Source organism: Vibrio sp. 2-1-2a, assembly GCF_032648565.1.
GTDB classification, from domain to species: Bacteria; Pseudomonadota; Gammaproteobacteria; order Enterobacterales; family Vibrionaceae; genus Vibrio; species Vibrio diabolicus.
The window spans coordinates 145697-167694 of sequence record NZ_WBOH01000003.1 but is presented as its reverse complement, the minus strand read 5'-3'; the positions used below and the strand labels follow the sequence as shown (position 1 = coordinate 167694).

Here is a 21998-nt window from a genome sequence, read left to right as displayed (position 1 = left end):
TAAAATGATAGCTTTATCAATCTTGGTCTGCTTTTTGCAGACCATTTTTTTGTTCATTTTAATCATCTTGCCCGGAGACACCATGCTAGGTAAAGCTCTAAAGGTTGCAGCCTTTGGTTTGTGCGCTGTTTTGCCACTTTCCGCACATGCAAATAATTTCAACTACAACACGATGGAATTTCGCATGGGCACTAGCCCTGGTACATTTGGTGGCGAGTTCAATACCTACTTTACGGAAAACACCCACTTCATTGCTCGCGCAGACAGTGAATTCAGCGGAGACTGGGACATTGCTGGTGGTATTGGCTTTAACGGCCCAGCAGGCCAATTTGCAGATATTTATGGCCAAATGTTAGTACACAACATTAAAGAAAACGGCAGTGATAAAGTGGGTGACGAGTGGCGCACTGAGGTGAATATTGGTACTCGTATTTGGTTCATGCAAAATGTTGAGCTACATGCCCGTATCGGTCAAATAATGGATAACGACGATTCCAATACCGTTTATAATTTTGGCGCAAGATTCCACTCTACTCAGCAACTATCACTTGGCGCGGATTTCAAAAATAATGGTGTCTATGGCCAACAAATTGTGATGTCTGCTCGTTTTGCATTTTAATTAAGTAACTAAGCAGTTGCATTAATAAGTGTGTGATTCAATAAAAATGGCCTCCGGTTTCGGAGGCCATTTTTGTTAAGTACCGATTGTTAGCAGGAACTAGTAACAAGGCTTTAATTTTTGCCGGATTTTTTAGGTTTATCTTGGACATACTTTTTCGATACATCCACAACGGCGATATCTCTAAAAAAGCTTCGACCAAGTAAAATTGGAAACTTCATATGCCCACGCTCAGCTAACGTAAACTCTGTCTTTTCTTTGTGGTCACCGACGGTAATATACGCTTTTACTACCGCTCGTTTATCCACCTCTTCTGACGATGACTGCTTGATTTTAGCCCAGCGCTCTACAGGTACTTTAAACTCTTTAGTTTCTTTATCGCCCAAGTCGATCTTAAACTGAACCCAATCTTTACCATCACGCTCAAACGGAACAATGTCTGTCGCGCTAATTGATGATGTTGTCGCCCCTGTATCAACCCTAGCTTTGAAGGTTTGATCAATTTCAGGAACGTAAACCCACTCTTCAGAACCAAGAATCAACATGCCGTCTGGTGTCTTTGTCACTTTGGCTGGTTTTGTCGGTTTTGGCTCGGGCTTTTTCTCAGGTTTTACTTCAGGCTTAGGCTCAACCTCAGGCGTTGGATCAACCTCTGGTTTCACTTCTGGCTCTACTTTGACAGGTTCTTCGACCTTCGGCGACTCAGGCTCAACAGGTTCCTGCGTCGTTTGAGTTGACGTACAAGCAATTAAACTGCCGCTCATCATAAGCGGCAGAATCAGTTTCCAGTTTTTCATCCACACTCCAATTAAGCTTGAGATACTTTCTTAATTGCGTCCGCTACGTATGGAATATGAGTTTCGGTAAGTCCAGCGATGTTAATTCGACCATCGCCAACACCATAAATGCCATAATCTTCACGCAGTTGCGCCATTTGGTTTTCACTAAAGCCTAGCACAGTAAACATGCCTTTGTGACCCTCAATGAAGTCAAATTGATCGGTATTATGGTTGTTTCTCAATTCGTTACACAAACTTTGACGAAGACTAACCAAACGATGTTGCATTTCACTCAACTCTTGCTTCCAAACGGAAGTCAGGTTGTCATCTTGAAGAATCGTCTTAACCAAAGCAGCTCCATGATCGGGTGGCATCGTGTAAGTAGAACGCGCTAACGTAAGTAACTTGCCTTTTGCGTTGGCCACGTCTTGCATGTTCTTACCAACGACAATCGCCGCACCTGTGCGCTCGCGATATAGGCCAAAGTTCTTCGAACATGATGTCGTAATTAACATCTCTTCAACGTTATCTGCCATGAAGCGAAGCCCTTTTGCGTCTTCCTCTAGGCCATCACCAAAGCCTTGGTAGGCAATATCAACAAATGGTGTGAAACCGTTCTTCTGTGACAATTCCGTAATGGCTTGCCAAGCAGAAAAATCGATATCTGCGCCTGTTGGGTTGTGACAACAACCATGCAGCAATACAACATCAGAAGGCCCTGCTTTCGCAAGATCATCCATCATTTTTGCTGTGTCTACTTGTTTCGTTTCTGGAGAAAAGTAATGGTAGAACTTAACTTTAAGACCTGCCGCTTCCATCACTGGTTTATGGTTTACGTAGCTAGGGTTTGAAATCCAAACCGTCGTATCTGGCTGTGCGACCTTCATTAGGTCACCTAACATACGCAGCGCACCACTTGCACCTGGCGTTTGAATGGCAGCAACACGATCCATTGCTGACGTTCCCGTCAGTAGCAGATCGATCATGCTTTTATTAAATTCTTCGCAACCCGCAAGACCAACGTAAGATTTGGTTTTTTGAGTTTCAACAACGACATCCTGCGCCATTTGAATGGCTTTCATGATCGGCGTTTCGCCTGCGCTGTTCTTATAGACGCCAATACCAAGGTCAACCTTGTTTGGACGGTCATCGTTACGGTATGCAACGGATAGAGATAAAATAGGATCTAATACGGGAGTTGGGAGATTAGAAAACATGAAAGTCATAACCCTTTGAAATTCAAGTACCGAACCTCACGTTAACACCATCGCAAAAAATGGCGAAATGATTTTTCACTTATTTCATCAATTAGAGAACAAAATTCTGGGTTACGATAAGTTTTGTGCGCTCTATCGGTTATAAAAAGAACGATTCACTCCTCAATATACCAATCCACTCTTCCGTTTTTCCTAAATTCTCTTGGCGTCATGCTCGACCACGCTTTAAAACGTGTACTAAAGTTGGCACTAGTTGGATATCCGACTATCTCTCCAATATGTTGAATCGGCCATTCTGTTGAACGAAGTAACCTAGCAGCGTATTCCATGCGCATACGTGTTAAATGTGCCATCGGGCTTCGACCAAACTGCTTTTGAGTCAGACGGTGCAAATGTGGCTCCGAACATGGATATAAAGCTGCCACTTGCTCGACACTCCAATCCTTATGGAGCTGACGCTGGACAAGATCGAATACGCGCCGAAGCCTCAATTGGCTGCGTGATATCGACTCTGAGGGCGGCATGTTTAACATCAGCTCTAACTGAGCCACGCTATGTGCACCAACCGCACCACCATAATCAATAGGAAGATTAATACTGCGTAACAACGTTTGGATACACGCATACATCACCTCAGGTGCAGATGTGAGCTGGTAACTAATATTACTCTCTATCATTGGCCATGCTCTATCAGGAGTAAGAAAAAGCCATGCGATCTGCCAGAGTTCCTCTTCCATACCAAAACCGTTTTCAACACCTGCTGGCACCGTGATCAACGAGCCAGGCTCCAAATCATATCGACACGCCCCACTTTCTAACCAACCTTTACCGCGCACGGTGTAAAGCAGCATGTGTTTTTTTTGGTTTTTACGATAAACAGAGAAGAAGTCACGACAGGTTGCAATTCCGCACTGCACAATGCCTCTCTCCTCCAATGCCAGTACTCGACTGTGATCAATAAACTCTTGATAGGTTTTTTCTGAAATCGCGTAGCGTTCTTGTTTATCTTCCATGATTTATTGGCTCACATATACACTAGTGGAGAGTTTTACAAAGGTTTTGGATGCCTTTGAAAAATACACCGCCAAATCATAGGGATAAACTACTCGCATTAATCTTTAAGGAGAAATGCGATGCTCTTAACACGCGAATACATCGATAAAGCATTTTGGCAAAAGCTGATTGCGATTGGCCTTCCTGTTTCACTTCAATCCATGCTTTTTGCGTTACTCGGCGTCGTGGACATTTTCATGGTGAGCCAACTCGGCGAATCCGCCACTGCAGCCGTTGGAGTCGGAAATCGCATTTTTTTCTTTAACCTTGCAGTCATTTTCGGTCTTTGCGGTTCAGTAACAGTGCTGACTTCTCAATATTACGGTTCAGGGAACCTGGCAGGAATCCGCAGAACATTGGCGCAATCTTGGTTTATTTCCATTTTAGTGACGCTGCCGTTTATTGTTCTTTATGCGATTTTTGATAAAGAGATCGTCTCTTTCATGTCAGACGATCCTGAATACATCACTTATGCACGTGATTATCTTGTGGTTACGGGCTTTAGTCTTATTGCAACGGCGATAGTGGTGCCAATAGAAGCGGTATTGCGCGCCGTAGGCCAAACCAAAATGGCAACCAACGTTAGTATCTCCGCGATTGTCGTGAACGTCGTGCTTAATTATGTTTTGATTTTCGGTTTATTCGGCTTCCCTCAATGGGGCGTATTTGGTGCAGCCGTTGGCAGCTTTGTTTCTCGATTTTTCCAAACGGCAGTGTTGATTTACTTTTTCTGTAAACGCTACGCATACCTTATTCCGACCAAGTTCGATTGGGCGCAAGGCCGTTTAAAGCAGTATCGTCAAAAATACTTTAAGGTTTCTCTACCCATGTTGGTCCACGATGCGCTCTGGACTGGTGGGCTGATCGTTTACAGCATCATCTATGGTCAATTGGGCGTTTCAGAACTTGCGATCATCTCATTCTTATCACCGATTGAAGGTGTACTGATTTCAACCTTTATGGGATTTGCGGTCGCTGCATCCGTTCTTCTTGGGAATGATATTGGCGCAAAACATTATGATCGGGTCGAGAAAACAGCGTGGTGGTATGTGTTAACCAGCGCAATCTTAGCCACCTTATTGTTTTTCCTAGTGTGGTTGAGCTCGCCTTTGATTCATCATCTATTAGTACTGAGCCCATTAACCGATGCAGAAATGGCACTCAACGTATGCTTAGTCATGGCGCTGGGTATGATTTTGAGAGTGTTTAACATGGTAGGGATTGGAGGCGTACTAAAGAGCGGCGCAGATATTCGCTACAGCATTTTCATTGATACGTTTGGTCAGTGGGCTATTGGTATTCCCCTTACCTATTACACTGGTATGGTACTCGGGTTGCCTTTGCATTTTGTCTTGATGTCTCTGCTAGCTGAAGAATTTGTGAAAGGCGTACTGACGACTTATCGTATCCAATCTAAACGTTGGATAAACAATATGGTCGAAGATGACCAAACGGTGACAGCGTAACTGAAAATACACTGACGAACTCACACCAAAGGGGCTCACACGTTATGCACGTGTGAGCCCTTTTTATGTTTGGAGAATGCTTGATTAAATATCCGTAAAGCGATGAATGATTTGGTTTGAACTGCCACGCCATTCGAGATTGAGGTCTTTCTTGTCTTGTTCAAACTTACCATCAATCAAAACATCGATGTATTGCACCACTTCTCTTTGCGCGTCATCCAGTTCAGCCAGCGTGTAGCCTGTCCAAACCCAGATGTCTTTACCGGGACACTCTTCTCTCACCCTTTTCACGATCTTTAAAATATGAGGCACATTAGCAGGATGAAGCGGATCTCCGCCCGACAACGACAAACCGCGACGTTTAATGCGCGTGTCATTCAAGTCATTGATGATTTTGTCTTCCGCTTCTTGCGTGAACAACACACCCGAATCCAAGCGTTGCGTCGACTGGTTATAACAGCCACGACACTGATGTACACAGCCCGACACAAACAATGTGCAGCGCGTACCCGGTCCGTTAACAACGTCAATTGGATAATATTGGTGGTAGTTCATAATGCGTCTCTTTGTTATCGCGAAAAAGAAAATCAACCTAAAGCAGGTTGATTTTCAAAGTGTTGAATCGAGTGGTAATTAACCTTATAGGTGTTTCACTCGACGTTTAACTTCTTCTTGTTTGCCGAAGTTAAACGGACGTGCATCTGGGCTGCCCAAGTAGCCACATACGCGACGTGTCACCGATACTTTGGTTGAATCGTGGTTGCCACAACTTGGGCAAGTAAAGCCTTTGCTTGTACATTCAAACTCACCGGTGTAACCACATTCATAACACTCATCAATCGGAGTGTTGGTTCCGTAGTAAGGAACGCGGGTGTAACTGTAGTCCCACACGTTTTCTAGCGCTTCTACGTTACGTTGCATGTTCGGGAACTCACCGTAACAGATGAAGCCACCGCTTGAGATTTCTGGGTAAGGCATCTCGAAGTCGATCTTGTCGTAAGGGTTAACCTTCTTCTCAACATCTAAGTGGAAGCTGTTGGTGTAGTAACCTTTGTCTGTTACGCCTTCAATCAAACCAAACTCTTTGGTGTCGATGCGGCAGAAACGACTACATAGGTTTTCACTTGGTGTTGCGTACAAGCTAAAGCCATAGCCAGTTTCGTCAGCCCATTGATTCACTGCATCTTTTAGATGTTTGATGATCGCGACCGCTTTTTCACGCAATACGGCATCATCGTAAACGTGCGCTTCAGTACCAAACAACGCGTTGATAGTTTCATGCACGCCAATGTAGCCTAGAGAAATTGATGCACGGCCGTTTTTGAAGATTTCTGCAATCGAATCGTCCGCTTTCAAGCGCACACCACATGCACCTTCCATATATAGAATTGGGGCAACGCGCGCTTTTACGTTCTCTAGACGAGAAATACGCGTTTCTAGTGCTTTACGAGCAAGACGTAGACGATCATCAAGCAGTTCATAGAACTTCGCTTCGCTGCCTTTTGCACGAAGCGCGATACGTGGCAAGTTCAAGCTAACTACACCAAGGTTGTTACGACCTTCATGGATAAGTTCGCCATCCTCTTCGTAAGTGCCTAGGAAGCTACGACAGCCCATAGGTGTTTTGAATGAACCCGTTACTTCCACGACTTTGTCGTAGTTAAGAATGTCTGGGTACATACGTTTTGAAGCACACTCAAGTGCAAGCTTCTTAATGTCGTAGTTAGGATCTTCTGCCTTGTGGTTTAGACCGTCTTTAATACCGAACACCAATTTAGGGAATACGGCGGTTTTACGGTTTTTGCCAAGACCAGCGATGCGGTTTTTCAAAATCGATTGCTGAATAAGACGAGACGCCCAGCTTGTACCAAGCCCAAAACCAAACGTAACGAATGGCGTTTGACCATTTGCCGTGTGTAGTGTGTTTACTTCGTACTCTAGCGATTGGAATGCGTCGTAACACTCTTTCTCAGTGCGAGCTTTAGCGAACTCTTCTGGCTCAGCAATGTTCCACTCTTTCGCGATTTCTAAATGCTTTTCATAGCTCGTGATGACGTAAGGTTCTAACACTTCGTCGATACGGTTGATGGTTGTACCGCCATAAATATGGCTAGCCACTTGAGCAATAATTTGCGCTGTTACTGCGGTCGCAGTTGAAATCGATTTAGGCGTATCGATTTCTGCATTACCCATTTTGAAGCCGTGCGTTAGCATGCCTTTCAAATCGATAAGCATACAGTTAAACATCGGGAAGAATGGTGCGTAATCCAGATCGTGGTAGTGAATGTCACCCACTTCGTGTGCTTGAACCACATCACGAGGAAGGATGTGCGTTTTCGCGTAGTGCTTCGCCACGATACCCGCTAGAAGGTCACGCTGAGTTGGGATAACTTTGCCGTCTTTGTTCGCGTTTTCGTTGATCAAATCAAGGTTACTTTCTTCAATCAAACCCTCGATTTCACGAGTTAGTGCACTTTGCTTTTCACGCGCGATGTCGCGGTCATGGCGATATTCAATGTAAGAACGTGCTAGGGCTTTGTAAGGACCTTGCATGAGTTCATTCTCGACTAAGTCTTGAATCTCATGGATGTGAACTTCATCGTGATCTTTTAGCTGTAACTCGACAGCAAGAGCGACATTAAGAGCATAAATGGCGACATCTTTATCTTTGTTTTCCGCTGCCGCTTCAACTGCTGCTTGGATACGATCCCTGTTGAACGGAGCTCTTGAGCCGTCACGCTTGATTACGATTGGTTTCACTTTCTTCTCCTTACCCCAGCATACTCACAGAGTTATCCACAAACACACTATATGGGGTTATTTTTTATTCTGCTAACACAATATATTGTGGCGTATTTAACGAAAAGCACCACTTGAAAACATTGATTTTGATCAATAAAGATCGGCTAGCGGACAAGAACAAATCGATCTTATTGGTACTGATCTCAGTTGCGAAGAAAACCATGAAAATTGCAAAATTGGTACGAAATCTACTTGCTTTTTTTAGAGCGCTTATAGGATAAAGGTTGGAAAGGAATACGCTAAAATCCAGGAGTGAAACAAGCCAATATGCGATCACTATTTGTTACTGCCTTATTAATTTTTAGTTCAACGTCACTTGCTCAAAACTCCATCAACTTAACCAGTTGGAATATAGAATGGCTGTCTATAAATGGAGGTAAGGTTTCTAGAACCAGTGACGATTTCGTCAAACTCAATCAATATGTGGATAAAACTCAAGCCGACATCATCGCCTTTCAAGAGGTCGACTCCAAAGCCGCCGTTCAAAAAGCCGTAGGAAATGGCTACGCGATTTACCTCTCTGATCGAGCTCAATCAAACAATAAGCACCTTCAGTTTTCTGATACCAACCAGTACACCGGTTTTGCTGTGCGTAAAGACATTGAAGTGTCTGACCCAGCAGACTTCTCAATCACGCGTGGTAATAGCAAGTTGCGCTTTGCCAGCTACATCGTCGTTAACCAAAACCAAAAGGACGAGCTTCACCTGCTCTCTGTGCATTTAAAAGCAGGATGCAGCGGAGCATACAAAAACAACCGCAATTGCCAAACACTGAGCCAACAAGGAGAAGCACTTGCGAAATGGATGAGCGAGAGAGAAAAGAAAAAGCAGCAGTACGCCGTAATGGGCGATTTCAATCACAACTTGTCATATCAACGTGATTGGCTGTGGGCGATCATGACGCTTGGTAACGATGCACAATTGGTAACGCGAGATACCAAAGCGGATTGCAAGGTTCGCTCAAATAAGAACCCAAGAAAAACACACCAATTCCGCTCTTTGATTGATCACATTATTGTTAGCCCGCAAATAAAAGCGAAAAACGCGCATCAAACGCTGTTTAGCTCACAAGATGTTTTAGATTACAAACTGAGTGACCATTGCCCTGTAAACGCAACGGTAACGCTTAACTGAACGAACAAAATAGCCCAGCATCATGCTGGGCTATTTTATCTTCTTGTTTGTTAGATAGACGTTTAACTAGTTAACAAGAGAAACCGTTCTATCAAAGCGATCTTGGATTCAGCAGTACGACGTCACCCTGCTTCAACCCCGTTCGCACTCTCCCCAACTCTCCAAGCTGAATAAGCCGAGTTTCTACCTCACCGCTGTCTTGCACCACTTTTACGTAGTCCAATTGGCCAACTTGGTAAACCGCCTCTTTTGGCACGCGAAGTACAACATCGTCGGTCAAGGTCAACGCGACTTTGGCGTATGTACCTGGATAGATAGCCGTTAGCGGCTCGAATTGAAGCTTTACGGTATAACTACGCGAGTTGGCATCTGCCGACGGCGTCACTTCTTTTACTGCCGCTTGCGCGTTGAGGTTGTAAGACGGAAAAACAACGTCCACTTCTTTATCGTAAGTCACATAAGGCATGACAGACTCAGCAAAGTTCACCTCTATTTCCAACGAGTTTGGATTGTACATTGATAAAAGCAAAGCCCCCGGCGTCGCGGTATCACCTTTGTTGATGGGCTTTTGCGTGATCAAGCCATCAAACGGCGCAGTAATAATGCTGTAGCCAAAGGTCGTTTCCGCCTCAGAGACCGCCGCCTGAGCTTTATTGAAGTTGGCTTGCGCGGTTTGCAACGCACTTTCCGCTTGGTCAAATTGCGATTGAGGGATCAGTTTTTTGTTTAAAAGCGCTCTGACACGAGAAAACTCCTTTCTCGCCGCATTGAGCTGCGCTTGTGCAGAGGATAAAGCCTGCTCACTTTGACGAACTCGCGCGTCGAGATCATCGCTTTCTAGCCGCGCCAACACGTCTCCTTGCTTCACCCTATCGCCAACCTTCACCAATACCTCCATCACCGATGCCGTTAACCGTGCCGCGATATCGGCGTGCTGCTCTGCAACGACGACGCCCGGAAACTCTCGAACAACCGGTTCGCTGGTTAACATCAGTTGATGTGTCTCTGCATTATTTACATCAATCTGGTTAGTTTTCGCGTCATGTTCGGTCGGCAACTTTTCTGTAAAAAATCCAGCCATATAGAGAAAAAGAAGCGCGAGTATGGCAAACAGAATCACGCCTAACCATTTGGTATCTAATTTCATTGCTCTTCCTCCATCTGAGGTAATCCATGTCCTTTGGTGTTTTGGTATGCAAGGTTGTAAACCACCGGAACCACAAGCAACGTAAAGATGGTCGAGGCGGTAATTCCGAATATGATTGCCCAAGCCAAACCGTTAAAAATTGGGTCTAACGTAATCACAACGTTACCCAGTAACGTTGTGCCCGCGGTCAGCAATATTGGCCGCATACGAACAACACCAGATTCAATCAACGCATCATGTAAACTACGACCTTCAGCCAGCGATTGCTGAACAAATTCAATCAAAACGAGTGAGTTACGCACCACAATCCCTGCTAGCGCAATCATGCCGATCATCGCGGTCGCCGTGAACAGCGCCGGGTTCGGGTAATTACCGATGTCACTGCTTAACACATTCAAAATCCAGAACCCCGGCATAATCCCAATCACGGTCAGGGGTATCGCCAGCATGATGATGCCCGATACCGCAGGTAAACCAGTTTGAATCAACATCACCACAAATACGCCAAGCAGCGCAGCGCCATAAGCAATGCCTAAATCTCGGAATACGTCTACTGTGATTTTCCATTCCCCCTCGCCACTCCAAACCACCTCGATGTTGTCTGGCACGCTCCAAGTGACACCAGCGCCATTGCTCAAGTACGTGCGATCTTGCCAGTGACGATGCGCCTTTTCCTCGTGAATTGTATCTTGGTCAGCCATCACATCGGCAATCACTTCACCCGGAACACGCCCAACTACCTCAGCGTAGACATACACAACAGGCTTGAGGTTTTTATGGAAAATCGGTTTGTCCGCTGCGCGTTTCACAAAATGACCGACTTCAGACAACTGCACGATAGGCTGAGGAGCATCCACAACAGCCCCATTGGATTCTACTTTTGCAATGCCAGGACGGCCTCGCACATAAAGTTGCTCTAGTTGATTAAGGTTATCTCTGTCTTCGCGTCGGAGCTGCACTTCGATAGGTAATGGGGCCACTTCTCTTGGATCGGCGATATAACCGAGCACTTTGGCGTTCGCGGCGGTAATAAGCGTGTTATTGATATCAGCAACAGAAACACCAGACAGCGCCGCTTTTTCTTGATCAACGATGAACTGCCACGTTTCTAAATCACCTTGGATGCTGGTATCCACCTCAGAAACCAACTGTTCTTTGCGAAGCCTATCCGCGACTTTCTCTGCTTGAATCATCAGATCTTCATAAGATGTCGCTTCATCACCGTAAACTTCTGCCGTAATGGTGGCGATAACAGGCGGGCCTGGCGGCACTTCGACTAGCTGCACGTCAGCGTCAAAATTATCTGCAATCTGCTCTAAATCCGCCCTGAGTCGTGTCACCAGTTCGTGTGATTGCATTGCGCGGCGATTCTTCTCTGCAAGAACGACTCGAAGCTCGCCTTGGTATGGTTCGCTACGCATAAAGTAGTGGCGCACCATGCCGTTGAAATCCATTGGGGAAGCGGTGCCTGCAAAGCCCGACACACTTGTCACTTCCGGCACCGTCATTAAATAGTCCGTAAAGCTCGACAGCGCGTTGGAGGTATCCACAAAGCTTGAAGACTCTGGCATGTTTAATACCAATTGGAACTCATTTTTATTGTCATAAGGCAGCAACTTGAGTGGAACTAAGCGAAGTGCTGGCAACAATGCTGCCAAGACGAACAACAAGGCAACCAAACCGAGGAAAAGCCATGCTTTCTTGCGGCTTTCAAGTAGCGGAATCAACACACCACGATACAAACGATACATCGACGAAGATTGGATGTCATAGTGGCCGTTTTCCTCAGCACCTTTGAGTAGCTTCTTGGCAAGCCAAGGCGTGATCATAAACGCGACAACGGTACTAAAGATAACGCTGATCGGAACGTTGAACGCCAGTGGCGCCATGTAAGGCCCCATCATCCCAGTGATAAAAAACATCGGCGTAAACACGATAACAATCGCGACCGTCGACATTAACAAGGCGCTACGAATTTCTGCCATGGCGAGAACAATCGCGTTGGTTCGTGTTAGATTTTTGCGTTTGAGGTAGCGTTCAATATTGTCGATACTGGCGATCGGATCGTCCACGATCAAACCTAGCGCCAAAATCAATGCAAAGAGTGTGACTCGATTGATGGAATAGCCAAATGCCAAGTCCATCCCGAGCGCGGCACCATAGCTAATCGGAATCGCGATACCAACCACCAATGCGCTTCGCCAGTTCAAGAACAAACCGACAAACACCACGACCGTTAGAATAGAGATTCCAAGGCTTGATACCAAGTTGTTCACTTTCGCATTCGCCGTTTCGCCATAGTCACGAATGACTGCAACTTGAACTTGTGGAGGAAATTGCTCGGATTGAAGCTCCGCCAGTTTATCCCGAACAGACTGAGCGACGTTAACCGCGTTCGAGCCTTTTTGTTTAGCGACAGAAATGAACACCGCTGGGTATGCTTCATCGTAGTTTTTATCGCGATACCAAGTATCGGATGTTGCCTCACCTTCACCGTCGTAAATACGCGCGACATCTTTCAAGTAAACGGGTTTGCCATTGAGCACCGCGATAACAAGATCGCCAACCTCTTCGGCGTTAGTCAGAAACCGTCCCGACTCCAATGTGAAATTTTGCCCGTTTACGCGAACGTTCTTGCCTTGAGTTTTACTATTACTGAGCTGAATGGCCTGTTCGAGGTCATCGATGGTTACTTTGAAGTTTGCCATCGCAACGGAATCAAGCTCTATCTGGATTTTTCTCGGCTCACCGCCAATCACTTCCACCTTGTTGGTGGCATCCAATGATTTAATGCCTAACGTGGCTTGGTCTGCAATACGTCTCAACTGATGGCGATCGAGAATGTCTGGATCGGTGGAATAAATTGCGGCAACAACAATGGGGACATCATCGATTTCAACAGGCTTTACAAGCCAGTTAGTGACAGAAGGAGGAACTTTGTCTTGGTTGGAGTAGAGTTTGTTGTAAAGCTTAACCAGAGCATCTTCGCGGTTTTCGCCGACATAGAAACGAACGATGACTTGCGCAGCACCTTCCATTGACGAAGAATAAACGTATTCCACACCGTCAATTTGGCTAACAAGCTTTTCTAATGGTTCAGTGATTTGATTTTCGACTTGAGAAGCGCTTAGTCCGGGAGCCGAAACCAATACATCCGCCATCGGCACAACGATTTGCGGGTCTTCCTCTTTCGGGGTCAGCCACAAAGCCGCGGCACCGACCATAAGCGCGAGTAAAATCATGATCGGAGGGAAAAAGCTGTTCATCACGGACTGAACAAAACTTCGCTTTAGTTTGTCGGGCATCCTTTCCCCTCCATATCAGATTGATTGTTTACGCGTTCGCGGTTTTCATCTTCTTCGCGTTACGGTAAGTAATGATCGCCTTCGCGAACAGAGATCCAACTAACATCGCAAGGAAGAACACCACAATGCTCACGTTGCCTAATGCCAGACTCGCAACCGCAGGGCCAGGGCAAATACCTGCCAAACCCCAACCTAAACCAAAGATGGCCGCACCAGATAACAAACGTCCGTCGATGTTCTTATTGGTTGGTGTGCAAAACGCTTCACCGCTAACTGATTGTTTTCTCGGCTTGATGATTAAAAAATAGCTTGGCATGAATACCGCGAGTGCGCCGCCCATCACAAAAGCCAAACTTGGATCCCAACTGCCAGAAATATCTAAAAATCCAATGACTTTAGCTGGGTCGATCATACCAGACACCGCAATGCCCATACCGAATAACACACCGCTCAAAAGAGCAGAAAAACGAAAAATAGTCTTGTTCATGGAATCTCTCTTAAACTAGGTGAAGTCGAACGAATACCGTTAGACCAGCGACAGCCATAAATACACAGGTCGCCACAATAGAGCGCTTAGACAAACGGCCCATGCCACAAATGCCGTGTCCGCTAGTACATCCGTTACCCAGTCTGGTCCCGATTCCTACCAATAAACCAGCGGCAATCACCATCCCTAAAGAAAGGTTCGCGGTACTAGGAACCGCAACGCCCAACATTAGGACGCTAATCAAGCCACCAGCTATCATTCCAACCGCAAAAAGCAATCGCCACGAATAATCGCCTTTTTTCGGTGACATAATGCCATTCATAATTCCACTGATTCCGGCAATTTTCCCGTTAACCAACAACAATATAGTGGCGGAGATTCCTAACAAAAGGCCACCAAACAACGATTCCCATGGAATAACGTTTAACATTATTTACCTCTAAAATCTTAGCTACGAATTAGTTACAGAAAACGCTATGAAGCGCCTTGATTAATGACTCAACTCTCGGTTCTGACAACGAATAAAACACTTGCTGTGATGCCTTACGAGCCTTGATCAATTTGTGTTTGCGAAGCACCGTCAAGTGCTGTGAAAAGGCGGATTGGCTGAGGAACGAGTTCTTTTGCAGCTCCCCAACACCAACCTCACCTTGGGTCAGTTGGCACAACACCATTAGCCTTTCCGGATGTGCCATTACTTTTAGGAGATCAGCAGCTTCATTGGCATTGCCTTTCATTGCTGCTACATCCATATCTGTATAGCTCATGACTAACCTCTACATTAAAAGCTAAATTAGATATTACTAAAACAAAATGTTTAGTCAACGCTAAATTAGCAATTGTGAATTTAGACAAATTAACATTAGACATTTCTAATTTAGATAATTATAGTGATGAATATCAAAGGATGGCGTTCTCAGTTTGAGAGTACGAAGGAGAAGAGTTATGACGTTAGAAAATGCAGTACGAATTTTTGCAGGCACGATGGTATTGATCTCGGTCATACTAACCGTGTTCGTTCACAGTAACTTCATTTGGTTCACCGTGTTTATCGGCGTTAATCTTATTCAAAGTGCTTACACGGGAATCTGCCCTGCTGCTTATTTTTTAAAGAAATTTGGTTTTAGATAATCTAGAGCGTAGTGACCTTTCACACTGGCTATTCGTGAAGGTCAGCTCGCCCTAAAACTTGGAGTTAAAAATGACTAAGATCTTAATCGTCGGTGGTGTTGCAGGTGGTGCATCTGCGGCGGCGCGTGCTCGTCGTCTAAGCGAAGATGCCGAAATCATCATGTTTGAACGTGGCCCGTTTGTTTCATTTGCCAACTGTGGCTTGCCTTATCACATCGGCGGCGATATCCAAGAACGCAGTAAGTTACTACTACAAACGCCAGAAAGCTTTTTAGCACGTTTTAACGTTGATGTTCGCGTGATGAATGAAGTGGTTTCTATAAACCGACAGGACAAGACCGTTACGATCAAAAACCTGTTGGATGAGTCTGAATACGTAGAATCGTACGATTTTCTACTGCTTAGCCCAGGTGCCGGCCCTATTGTTCCGCCAATTCCAGGTCTCGATAACCCGCTCACCCACTCGCTACGTAACATTCCAGATATGGATCGCATCATCGAAACGATCCAAATGAACAAGCCAGAGCATGCGACGGTTGTTGGCGGCGGTTTCATCGGTTTAGAAATGATGGAAGCCTTCCACCAACTTGGCATTAAAACCTCTCTGATCGAAATGGCAGACCAAGTCATGACGCCAGTAGACCGTGAAATGGCAGGCTTTGCTCATGAAGAAATTCGTGACAAAGGTATCGACCTAAAACTTGGCGTCGCGCTTGAATCTGTGAAATTCGTACCTAACGAGCACGTTGCAAGTTTCGACTCTGGTGAGAGTGAGAAACACCAACACCTAGAAGGTGAATTGGAGTTAACACTGAACAACGGTGAAAAACTCACTACCGATATTCTGATCATGGCAATCGGTGTACGTCCTGAGACAAAACTGGCGCAAGAAGCCGGCCTTCAAATTGGCGCGCTAGGCGGTATTTACACGAACGAATACATGCAAACCAGCGACCCATCTATCTACGCTGTCGGCGACGCGATAGAAGAGAAAGACTTCGTGACAGGCGAGCAAACTCTAGTGCCACTTGCAGGCCCGGCAAACCGTCAAGGCCGTATGGCAGCGGACAATATGCTTGGTCGCAAAGAAACTTACCAAGGTACACAAGGTACTGCGATTTGTAAGATCTTCGACCTTGCTGTGGCTTCTACCGGTAAAAACGAGAAGCAACTAAAACGCGCTGGCGTTGAATACGAAAAAGTGTACGTGCATACCGCAAGCCACGCGAGCTACTACCCTGGTGCAGAAGTGGTGTCGTTCAAAATGTTGTTCGATCCAAAATCAGGCAAGATTTTAGGTGCTCAAGCAGTTGGTAAAGACGGTATCGACAAACGTATTGACGTTATGGCTGTTGCACAACGTGCTGGCATGACGGTTGAACAACTGCAGCATCTTGAACTGACTTACGCGCCACCTTACGGCAGTGCAAAAGATGTGATCAACCAAGCGGCGTTTGTGGCAAATAACATCATCAAAGGTGACGCAGCGGCGATTCATTACGATGAAATCGACAACCTGACTGAAGATCAAATTCTCCTCGACGTCCGTAACCCGGGTGAATTGGAGTCTGTTGGTTATCTTAAAGGGGCAATCAACATTCCGGTTGACCAGTTACGCCATCGTATGGGTGAACTACCAAAAGACAAAGAGATTGTGATTTACTGTCAAGTAGGCTTGCGCGGTAACGTGGCATACCGTCAACTGGTCAACAATGGTTACAAAGCTCGTAACTTGATTGGTGGATACAGAACACTCAAATTCTCGCGCTTATAACGGGATAATAAAAACAGAGAAAACCGAGAGATTGGTTTTCTCTTTTGTTTATTTACATGGACTCAAATCTAACTCATTAACCTTCTATCGCCAAACGGACTGCCGCTTGAGCATGGATAGAAGTGGTATCAAGTAGCGTAACATCGGTGTGACTTTGGTTTACAAGTAAGGCAATTTCAGTGCACCCGAGAATCACAGCTTCAGCTCCCTGCTCTTTTAGTTTTTCAATGATTTTCAGGTATATCGTTCTCGATTCCTCTTTGATTTCACCTTGGCATAACTCTTTATAAATAATGTTATGCACTATAGAGCGATCATCTTGAGCAGGAGTTATGACATCCAGCCCATAGAGGTCGGAAAGCCGTCCTTTGTAAAAGTCTTGCTCCATTGTGAATTGAGTACCTAGGAGTCCGACCTTTTGAACCTCTTTCTCACGAAGTAACTCAGCAGTCACGTCTGCGATATGTAGTATGGGGATATTAATGCTGGCTTCAATTTGAGGAGCAACTTTGTGCATTGTGTTCGTACAAATAAGAATAAAATCAGCGCCCCCTTTTTCTATTGAAGATGCAGCATCAGATAGAATACTTGCCGTTTCTTCCCATTTACCTTGGTGTTGAAGTTTCTCTATCTCTGAAAAATTCACGCTATACATACAAATTTTTGCGGAATTTAGGCCACCTAACGCCTCTTTGACCCCTTCGTTGATCAATTTGTAATAACTAAGCGTCGACTCCCAACTCATGCCGCCTAGAAGACCGATAGTTTTCATATAACTCTCCAATCGTTATACACCACCATGGCAGGGGTGTTTTTACAAACAAAATCAACCACGTGAATAGACAGCCTTCTAGCTTTGTCACTAGTGAGAACTGGATAAACCTGCAATCAGAAAAACGAGAACCAAAAAGGACGACTACGCAATTCTCATATCTCCTCGCAACATTGTTACCGCACTTCCAGAAAGCTTAACGCATTCCGGATTCAATAATTCTGTATAAACAACTCCACTTCTCTTGGATGCTTGAAAGCCTTTTAATTGCGCTTTACCGAGCTCTTTAGCCCAGTAAACACATAAAGCGCAATGAGCAGAACCTGTCACTGGATCCTCATCAACACCCACCCAAGGGGCAAAGTAACGAGAGACAAAATCAGCGTCAGTGCTTGATTGAGCAGTGATAACAACTCCACGACCTTTTTGTTTAAGTAACGCACTAAAATCAGGTTCGAGTTGCTCTATCAAAGACTCATCATTGATGACGATCAACTGCTTATTATCAAACTGACCATAAGCGTTTACATCAGCCACATCGAGCCCTAAGCCGTAAAGCAAGTCTGTGTTAATACTTGCTCGCATATCTAAAATAGGAGCAGGAAACACCAAATGAATGTCGTCATGATCAAGTTGTGCAGTTAAAACGCCGGATAGCGTGCCAAACTCAATGGTATCACCAGTACTATATAACCCTTGCTCTCTCAGCACGTGCGCCGTGGCCAATGTGCCATGTCCACACAAAGCGACTTCCGTCCTCGGTGTAAACCAACGAAGTTGCATTGTGTTTAATGACAGAAACGCGGTTTCAGATAGTGACATCTCTGCCGCTATGGCCAACATCATTTCCTCATCAAGGCTTGATTCTGTGATACACACACCTGCAGGATTGCCTTTGAACACATCTGATGTAAACGAGTCGACCTGAAAAATTTTAACTTCCACAAAATATCCTTAAGTTCTATCAACCACTGTAGAACCATTAGCAGCACTTAGTGCATTTGTACCACGTAATGTATTGCACCAGTTATTTGAGCAGTAAGCCTTTCTTAACTAAGAAGAAACCACTTTTTCTCCTGATGGGATTTATTGGTATTTTGCCGAAGTAATGAACTCACCGAATGTTTCACACCAAACAACAACAGTATTGTATTCAGAAATGGAAATCCCTTGAGGAACCTCAACAACGAAGTTATTGAATGTTTTGACATCACCAACCAAGCTCATCTCAGATTTAAGGTCATTAAACGCTTGTTCCGTTTCGACAAACTTAGGAGATAAATAGAGTTTATAGTCAGGCCCGGGAGCGAGTTTTCCTACCAGCGTAATAGCTTGGGAACTCAAATGAATTTCACCTTCTCCCCAATGAAAAGCGTCGCTATCTTTGAGGTCCCTCGTGACAACTGCACTGTATTCTGCACCTTGCATGCGCTCAGAAACTTGCTCATCGGTCGGCGCAGGCGGTGCAATAAGAATCGGTAAAGTATAGATACCTATCGCAATACCAATCGCAACAGCCACTAAGTGGCTTAACGTTAATTTAATTATACTTTTCAAGGTCATCTATCTTCTTGTTAGTTTCATCAGCTTAGATTTAGGCTCAAATACAGACATCCGTCAGGTTATACGTCTAATAGCCTAATTTCATTAATATTATACACAAGCTGGACCAATGCGCCTTAATTGCTGCCTTTTAGAGTGCTATCCAATAACCCCGTTATTAACGAAAATAACTACTTTAATTCAGCTCCCTACACGCCTTAAGCGAAATGTTCTAAAGGCAAAGTGAGCAATTAAAAACGGCTGATAATTGATATCAGCCGTTTGGTTATCTGGAATGTCGTTGTGCTGGTTTGGGAACTATTCTGCTTCCACCAAAGCGATCTTATCGGATGTCGATTTTTCCAATTTGATCGCAATAAACTTAGAGGTTGGCGTAAACGTTCTATCCCCATAACTATCTAAAGGAACCAATGGGTTCGTTTCTGGATAGTAAGCCGCCGCCTGACCTGCTGGCACGTCATAGGCAACAAGCGTAAATCCGCTCACGCGACGCTCTACGCCATCTTCCCATAATGACACCATGTCCACTTTGTCTCCCGGTTCAAAACCGAGTTTACGAATATCCGCTTCATTGATAAACAGCACTTCGCGCATACCAAATACTCCACGATAACGGTCATTCAAGCCGTAAAGTGTCGTATTGTATTGGTCGTGTGAGCGCATGGTTTGCAAGATCAAATCTGGCTTTTGGCCTTTTTCGAGTATCGCTTCGCTGATCAACTGCTTCGGCAACTCGCTAGAGCTGAACTGTGCTTTGCCGCTTGGTGTATTCCATCGACGCTCGGCAGCTGGGTTTACCAAGTGGAATCCACCCGGGTGTTTAAGCTTATGGTTAAAGTCGGTAAAGCCCGGAATCGTGTCGGCAATCAAATCGCGAATACGGTCGTAATCTTCAATCGCCCACAACCAATCAATTGGTTTTACCCCGAGTGTGGCATTAGCAATACCGGCAATAATCGCTGGTTCTGAACGCAAATGCTCCGAACGCGGTTTTAGCTGACCAAATGAGATATGCACCATGCTGAAGGTATCTTCAACCGTCACGCCTTGTGGGCCAGTCGCTTGCTGATCAATCTCAGTACGACCTAAGCATGGAAGAATAAGCGCATCTTTACCTGTGACAAGGTGAGAACGATTTAACTTCGTCGAAATGTGTACGGTTAAATTACAGTTTCGCATCGCGTTGTGCGTACGTTCTGTATCTGGCGTTGCTTGTGCAAAGTTACCGCCCAAACCGATAAATACTTTCGCTTGCCCTTCTTCCATCGCTTTAATGGCTTGCACAGTGTTGTGGCCTTCACCACGCGGGACGGCAAAGTTAAATCGACTTTCAATGCGATCCAATAACAGATCTGAAGGTTTTTCATCAATGCCCATCGTACGGTCGCCCTGAACGTTACTGTGACCACGCACTGGTGAAAGACCCGCGCCCGGCTTACCAACGTTACCTCGTAACATTTGCACGTTTGCGACTTCTTTAATGGTTGGCACAGAGTGACGATGCTGAGTCAACCCCATCGCCCAACACATGATCACACGTTCTGCACGTCGATACATGCTCGCCACCATCTCGATTTCACTTAAATCAAGACCCGATTGTTCCGCGATGTGTTCCCAAGAGGTTGCGTCCACTTCAGCCAAATACTCATCAATACCTATCGTGTGTTGCTTGATGAACTCACGGTCAAATACCGCTTTGCCACCGTTTTGCAATGCCTCGCGTTCCCATTGCAACAAGAATTTCGCGATACCACGAAATACTGCCATGTCTCCGCCCAAAGCAGGACGCAGGTACGCCGTGTTTGTAGGCTCTGAGCCATTACTCAACATCTCAATCGGCATTTGTGGGTTTTGGAAACGCTCTAATCCACGCTCTTTCAGCGGGTTTAGACAGATAACCTGTGCACCACGTTTTACCGCTTCGCGCAGAGGTTCAAGCATTCGTGGGTGGTTCGTGCCCGGGTTTTGACCTATCACGAAAATCGCGTCGGCTTCTTCAAAATCATCAAAGATCACTGTGCCTTTACCAACACCAATGGTGTCTTTCATCCCTATTGCACTGGCTTCGTGACACATGTTGGAACAATCTGGGAAGTTGTTGGTACCGAATGCGCGGACAAATAGCTGATACAAAAACGCCGCTTCGTTGCTTGCACGACCAGAGGTATAAAACTCCGCTTGGTGCGGTGAATCCAATTGATTGAGATGTTTCGCGACAAGAGCAAAAGCCTCATCCCAAGAGACTGGCACATAGTGATCGGATTCAGCATCGTATCGCATTGGGTGCGTGATACGGCCTTGGTATTCCAACCAGTAATCGGTTTGCGTTGAGAGAGAAGAAACGCTGTGATTGGCAAAAAAATCAGGATCAACCAGACGATTGGTCGCCTCCCAGTTTACTGCTTTCGCGCCATTCTCACAGAAATTGACTTTACCACTATCTGGCGACTCGCCCCATGCACATCCCGGACAGTCGAAACCGCCATTTTGGTTGGTTTTGAGCATAGTGCGAATGTTTTTAACTGCATTTTCACTGCCCCACCAACTTCTGGTTACGGCTTTCAGTGCACCCCAACCACCAGCTGGACCTTTGTATGCTTTTATTTGTTCTTTTTGGCTCACGACTTTACTCCTCGCAGATATACCAGCAAGCAGGGTGCCCGTGAAAACAAGCGCGTTATTTATTGAGATAATGCGGAAGTATTGAAGGGCTTAGTTTCTAATCCATGTATTTTTTAATCCAAATAAG

Annotated in this window: 19 protein-coding genes; 5 read left to right on the top strand and 14 right to left on the bottom strand. The window is 45.3% G+C overall.

Going from position 1 to position 21998, the window contains the following annotated elements:
* Positions 1 to 82: 82 nt before the first annotated feature.
* Complete coding sequence (locus F7Y48_RS09140) at positions 83 to 619, top strand: hypothetical protein (RefSeq protein WP_005394515.1); 537 nt, start codon at positions 83 to 85, stop codon at positions 617 to 619.
* A gap of 113 nt (positions 620 to 732) precedes the next feature.
* On the opposite strand, the gene F7Y48_RS09135 is transcribed toward F7Y48_RS09140, so the two are convergent.
* From F7Y48_RS09135 to F7Y48_RS09125, 3 genes are all read right to left on the bottom strand, one after another.
* Positions 733 to 1416, bottom strand: a complete 684-nt coding sequence (locus F7Y48_RS09135; RefSeq protein ID WP_054867620.1) for an ATP-dependent zinc protease — start codon at positions 1414 to 1416, stop codon at positions 733 to 735.
* A gap of 11 nt (positions 1417 to 1427) precedes the next feature.
* Complete coding sequence (locus F7Y48_RS09130; RefSeq protein ID WP_048625063.1) at positions 1428 to 2615, bottom strand: aromatic amino acid transaminase; 1188 nt, start codon at positions 2613 to 2615, stop codon at positions 1428 to 1430.
* A gap of 155 nt (positions 2616 to 2770) precedes the next feature.
* The gene (locus tag F7Y48_RS09125; RefSeq protein ID WP_109170291.1) at positions 2771 to 3628 is read right to left on the bottom strand and encodes an AraC family transcriptional regulator; all 858 of its coding nucleotides are present in this window, start codon (positions 3626 to 3628) and stop codon (positions 2771 to 2773) included.
* 120 nt (positions 3629 to 3748) lie between these two features.
* On the opposite strand from F7Y48_RS09125, the gene F7Y48_RS09120 reads away from it, so the two are divergent.
* Positions 3749 to 5134: an MATE family efflux transporter gene (locus tag F7Y48_RS09120; RefSeq protein WP_258507511.1), complete on the top strand. Its 1386-nt coding sequence runs from the start codon at positions 3749 to 3751 to the stop codon at positions 5132 to 5134.
* 84 nt (positions 5135 to 5218) lie between these two features.
* Here F7Y48_RS09120 and nrdG read toward each other — a convergent pair whose 3' ends face one another.
* The gene (gene nrdG / locus F7Y48_RS09115) at positions 5219 to 5689 is read right to left on the bottom strand and encodes an anaerobic ribonucleoside-triphosphate reductase-activating protein (RefSeq protein WP_005394529.1); all 471 of its coding nucleotides are present in this window, start codon (positions 5687 to 5689) and stop codon (positions 5219 to 5221) included.
* An 84-nt stretch (positions 5690 to 5773) separates the two neighbouring features.
* A complete protein-coding gene (nrdD, locus tag F7Y48_RS09110; protein ID WP_005394532.1) occupies positions 5774 to 7894 on the bottom strand; it encodes an anaerobic ribonucleoside-triphosphate reductase in 2121 nt (706 codons plus the stop codon).
* A 309-nt stretch (positions 7895 to 8203) separates the two neighbouring features.
* Between nrdD and F7Y48_RS09105 the strand changes: the two genes are divergently transcribed.
* Positions 8204 to 9070 (top strand): endonuclease/exonuclease/phosphatase family protein, encoded by an 867-nt coding sequence (locus F7Y48_RS09105; RefSeq protein ID WP_316683652.1) that lies wholly within the window; start codon positions 8204 to 8206, stop codon positions 9068 to 9070.
* 91 nt (positions 9071 to 9161) lie between these two features.
* Here the strand turns inward: F7Y48_RS09105 and F7Y48_RS09100 are convergent, their stop codons facing one another.
* Genes F7Y48_RS09100 through F7Y48_RS09080 form a run of 5 tightly spaced genes read right to left on the bottom strand, consistent with a single transcriptional unit; the run spans position 9162 to position 14776 of the window.
* Complete coding sequence (locus F7Y48_RS09100) at positions 9162 to 10217, bottom strand: efflux RND transporter periplasmic adaptor subunit (RefSeq protein WP_145472948.1); 1056 nt, start codon at positions 10215 to 10217, stop codon at positions 9162 to 9164.
* Positions 10214 to 13522 (bottom strand): efflux RND transporter permease subunit, encoded by a 3309-nt coding sequence (locus tag F7Y48_RS09095; RefSeq protein ID WP_316683651.1) that lies wholly within the window; start codon positions 13520 to 13522, stop codon positions 10214 to 10216. Before F7Y48_RS09095 ends, F7Y48_RS09100 begins: the two co-directional genes overlap by 4 nt.
* Before the next feature lie 28 nt (positions 13523 to 13550).
* Positions 13551 to 14009 carry a YeeE/YedE family protein gene (locus F7Y48_RS09090; protein WP_048625068.1) on the bottom strand — a complete coding sequence of 153 codons (459 nt, stop codon included), beginning with the start codon at positions 14007 to 14009 and terminating at the stop codon, positions 13551 to 13553.
* Positions 14010 to 14019: 10 nt separating this feature from the next.
* The gene (locus tag F7Y48_RS09085; RefSeq protein WP_048625069.1) at positions 14020 to 14439 is read right to left on the bottom strand and encodes a YeeE/YedE family protein; all 420 of its coding nucleotides are present in this window, start codon (positions 14437 to 14439) and stop codon (positions 14020 to 14022) included.
* 28 nt (positions 14440 to 14467) lie between these two features.
* Positions 14468 to 14776, bottom strand: coding sequence for an ArsR/SmtB family transcription factor (locus F7Y48_RS09080; protein WP_012842251.1), 309 nt, complete (start codon positions 14774 to 14776; stop codon positions 14468 to 14470).
* A 178-nt stretch (positions 14777 to 14954) separates the two neighbouring features.
* On the opposite strand from F7Y48_RS09080, the gene F7Y48_RS09075 reads away from it, so the two are divergent.
* Positions 14955 to 15140: a DUF2892 domain-containing protein gene (locus F7Y48_RS09075; RefSeq protein WP_012842250.1), complete on the top strand. Its 186-nt coding sequence runs from the start codon at positions 14955 to 14957 to the stop codon at positions 15138 to 15140.
* A gap of 70 nt (positions 15141 to 15210) precedes the next feature.
* Positions 15211 to 16914 (top strand): FAD-dependent oxidoreductase, encoded by a 1704-nt coding sequence (locus F7Y48_RS09070; RefSeq protein WP_316683650.1) that lies wholly within the window; start codon positions 15211 to 15213, stop codon positions 16912 to 16914.
* Positions 16915 to 16990: 76 nt separating this feature from the next.
* Here F7Y48_RS09070 and F7Y48_RS09065 read toward each other — a convergent pair whose 3' ends face one another.
* From F7Y48_RS09065 to F7Y48_RS09050, 4 genes are all read right to left on the bottom strand, one after another.
* On the bottom strand, positions 16991 to 17686 hold the full coding sequence (locus F7Y48_RS09065) for an aspartate/glutamate racemase family protein (protein ID WP_316683649.1): 696 nt from the start codon (positions 17684 to 17686) through the stop codon (positions 16991 to 16993).
* A gap of 144 nt (positions 17687 to 17830) precedes the next feature.
* Positions 17831 to 18631 carry a PhzF family phenazine biosynthesis protein gene (locus tag F7Y48_RS09060; RefSeq protein WP_109170297.1) on the bottom strand — a complete coding sequence of 267 codons (801 nt, stop codon included), beginning with the start codon at positions 18629 to 18631 and terminating at the stop codon, positions 17831 to 17833.
* 141 nt (positions 18632 to 18772) lie between these two features.
* The gene (locus tag F7Y48_RS09055) at positions 18773 to 19249 is read right to left on the bottom strand and encodes a DM13 domain-containing protein (protein WP_046875407.1); all 477 of its coding nucleotides are present in this window, start codon (positions 19247 to 19249) and stop codon (positions 18773 to 18775) included.
* 297 nt (positions 19250 to 19546) lie between these two features.
* On the bottom strand, positions 19547 to 21871 hold the full coding sequence (locus tag F7Y48_RS09050) for an FdhF/YdeP family oxidoreductase (RefSeq protein WP_316683648.1): 2325 nt from the start codon (positions 21869 to 21871) through the stop codon (positions 19547 to 19549).
* Positions 21872 to 21998: the final 127 nt, after the last annotated feature.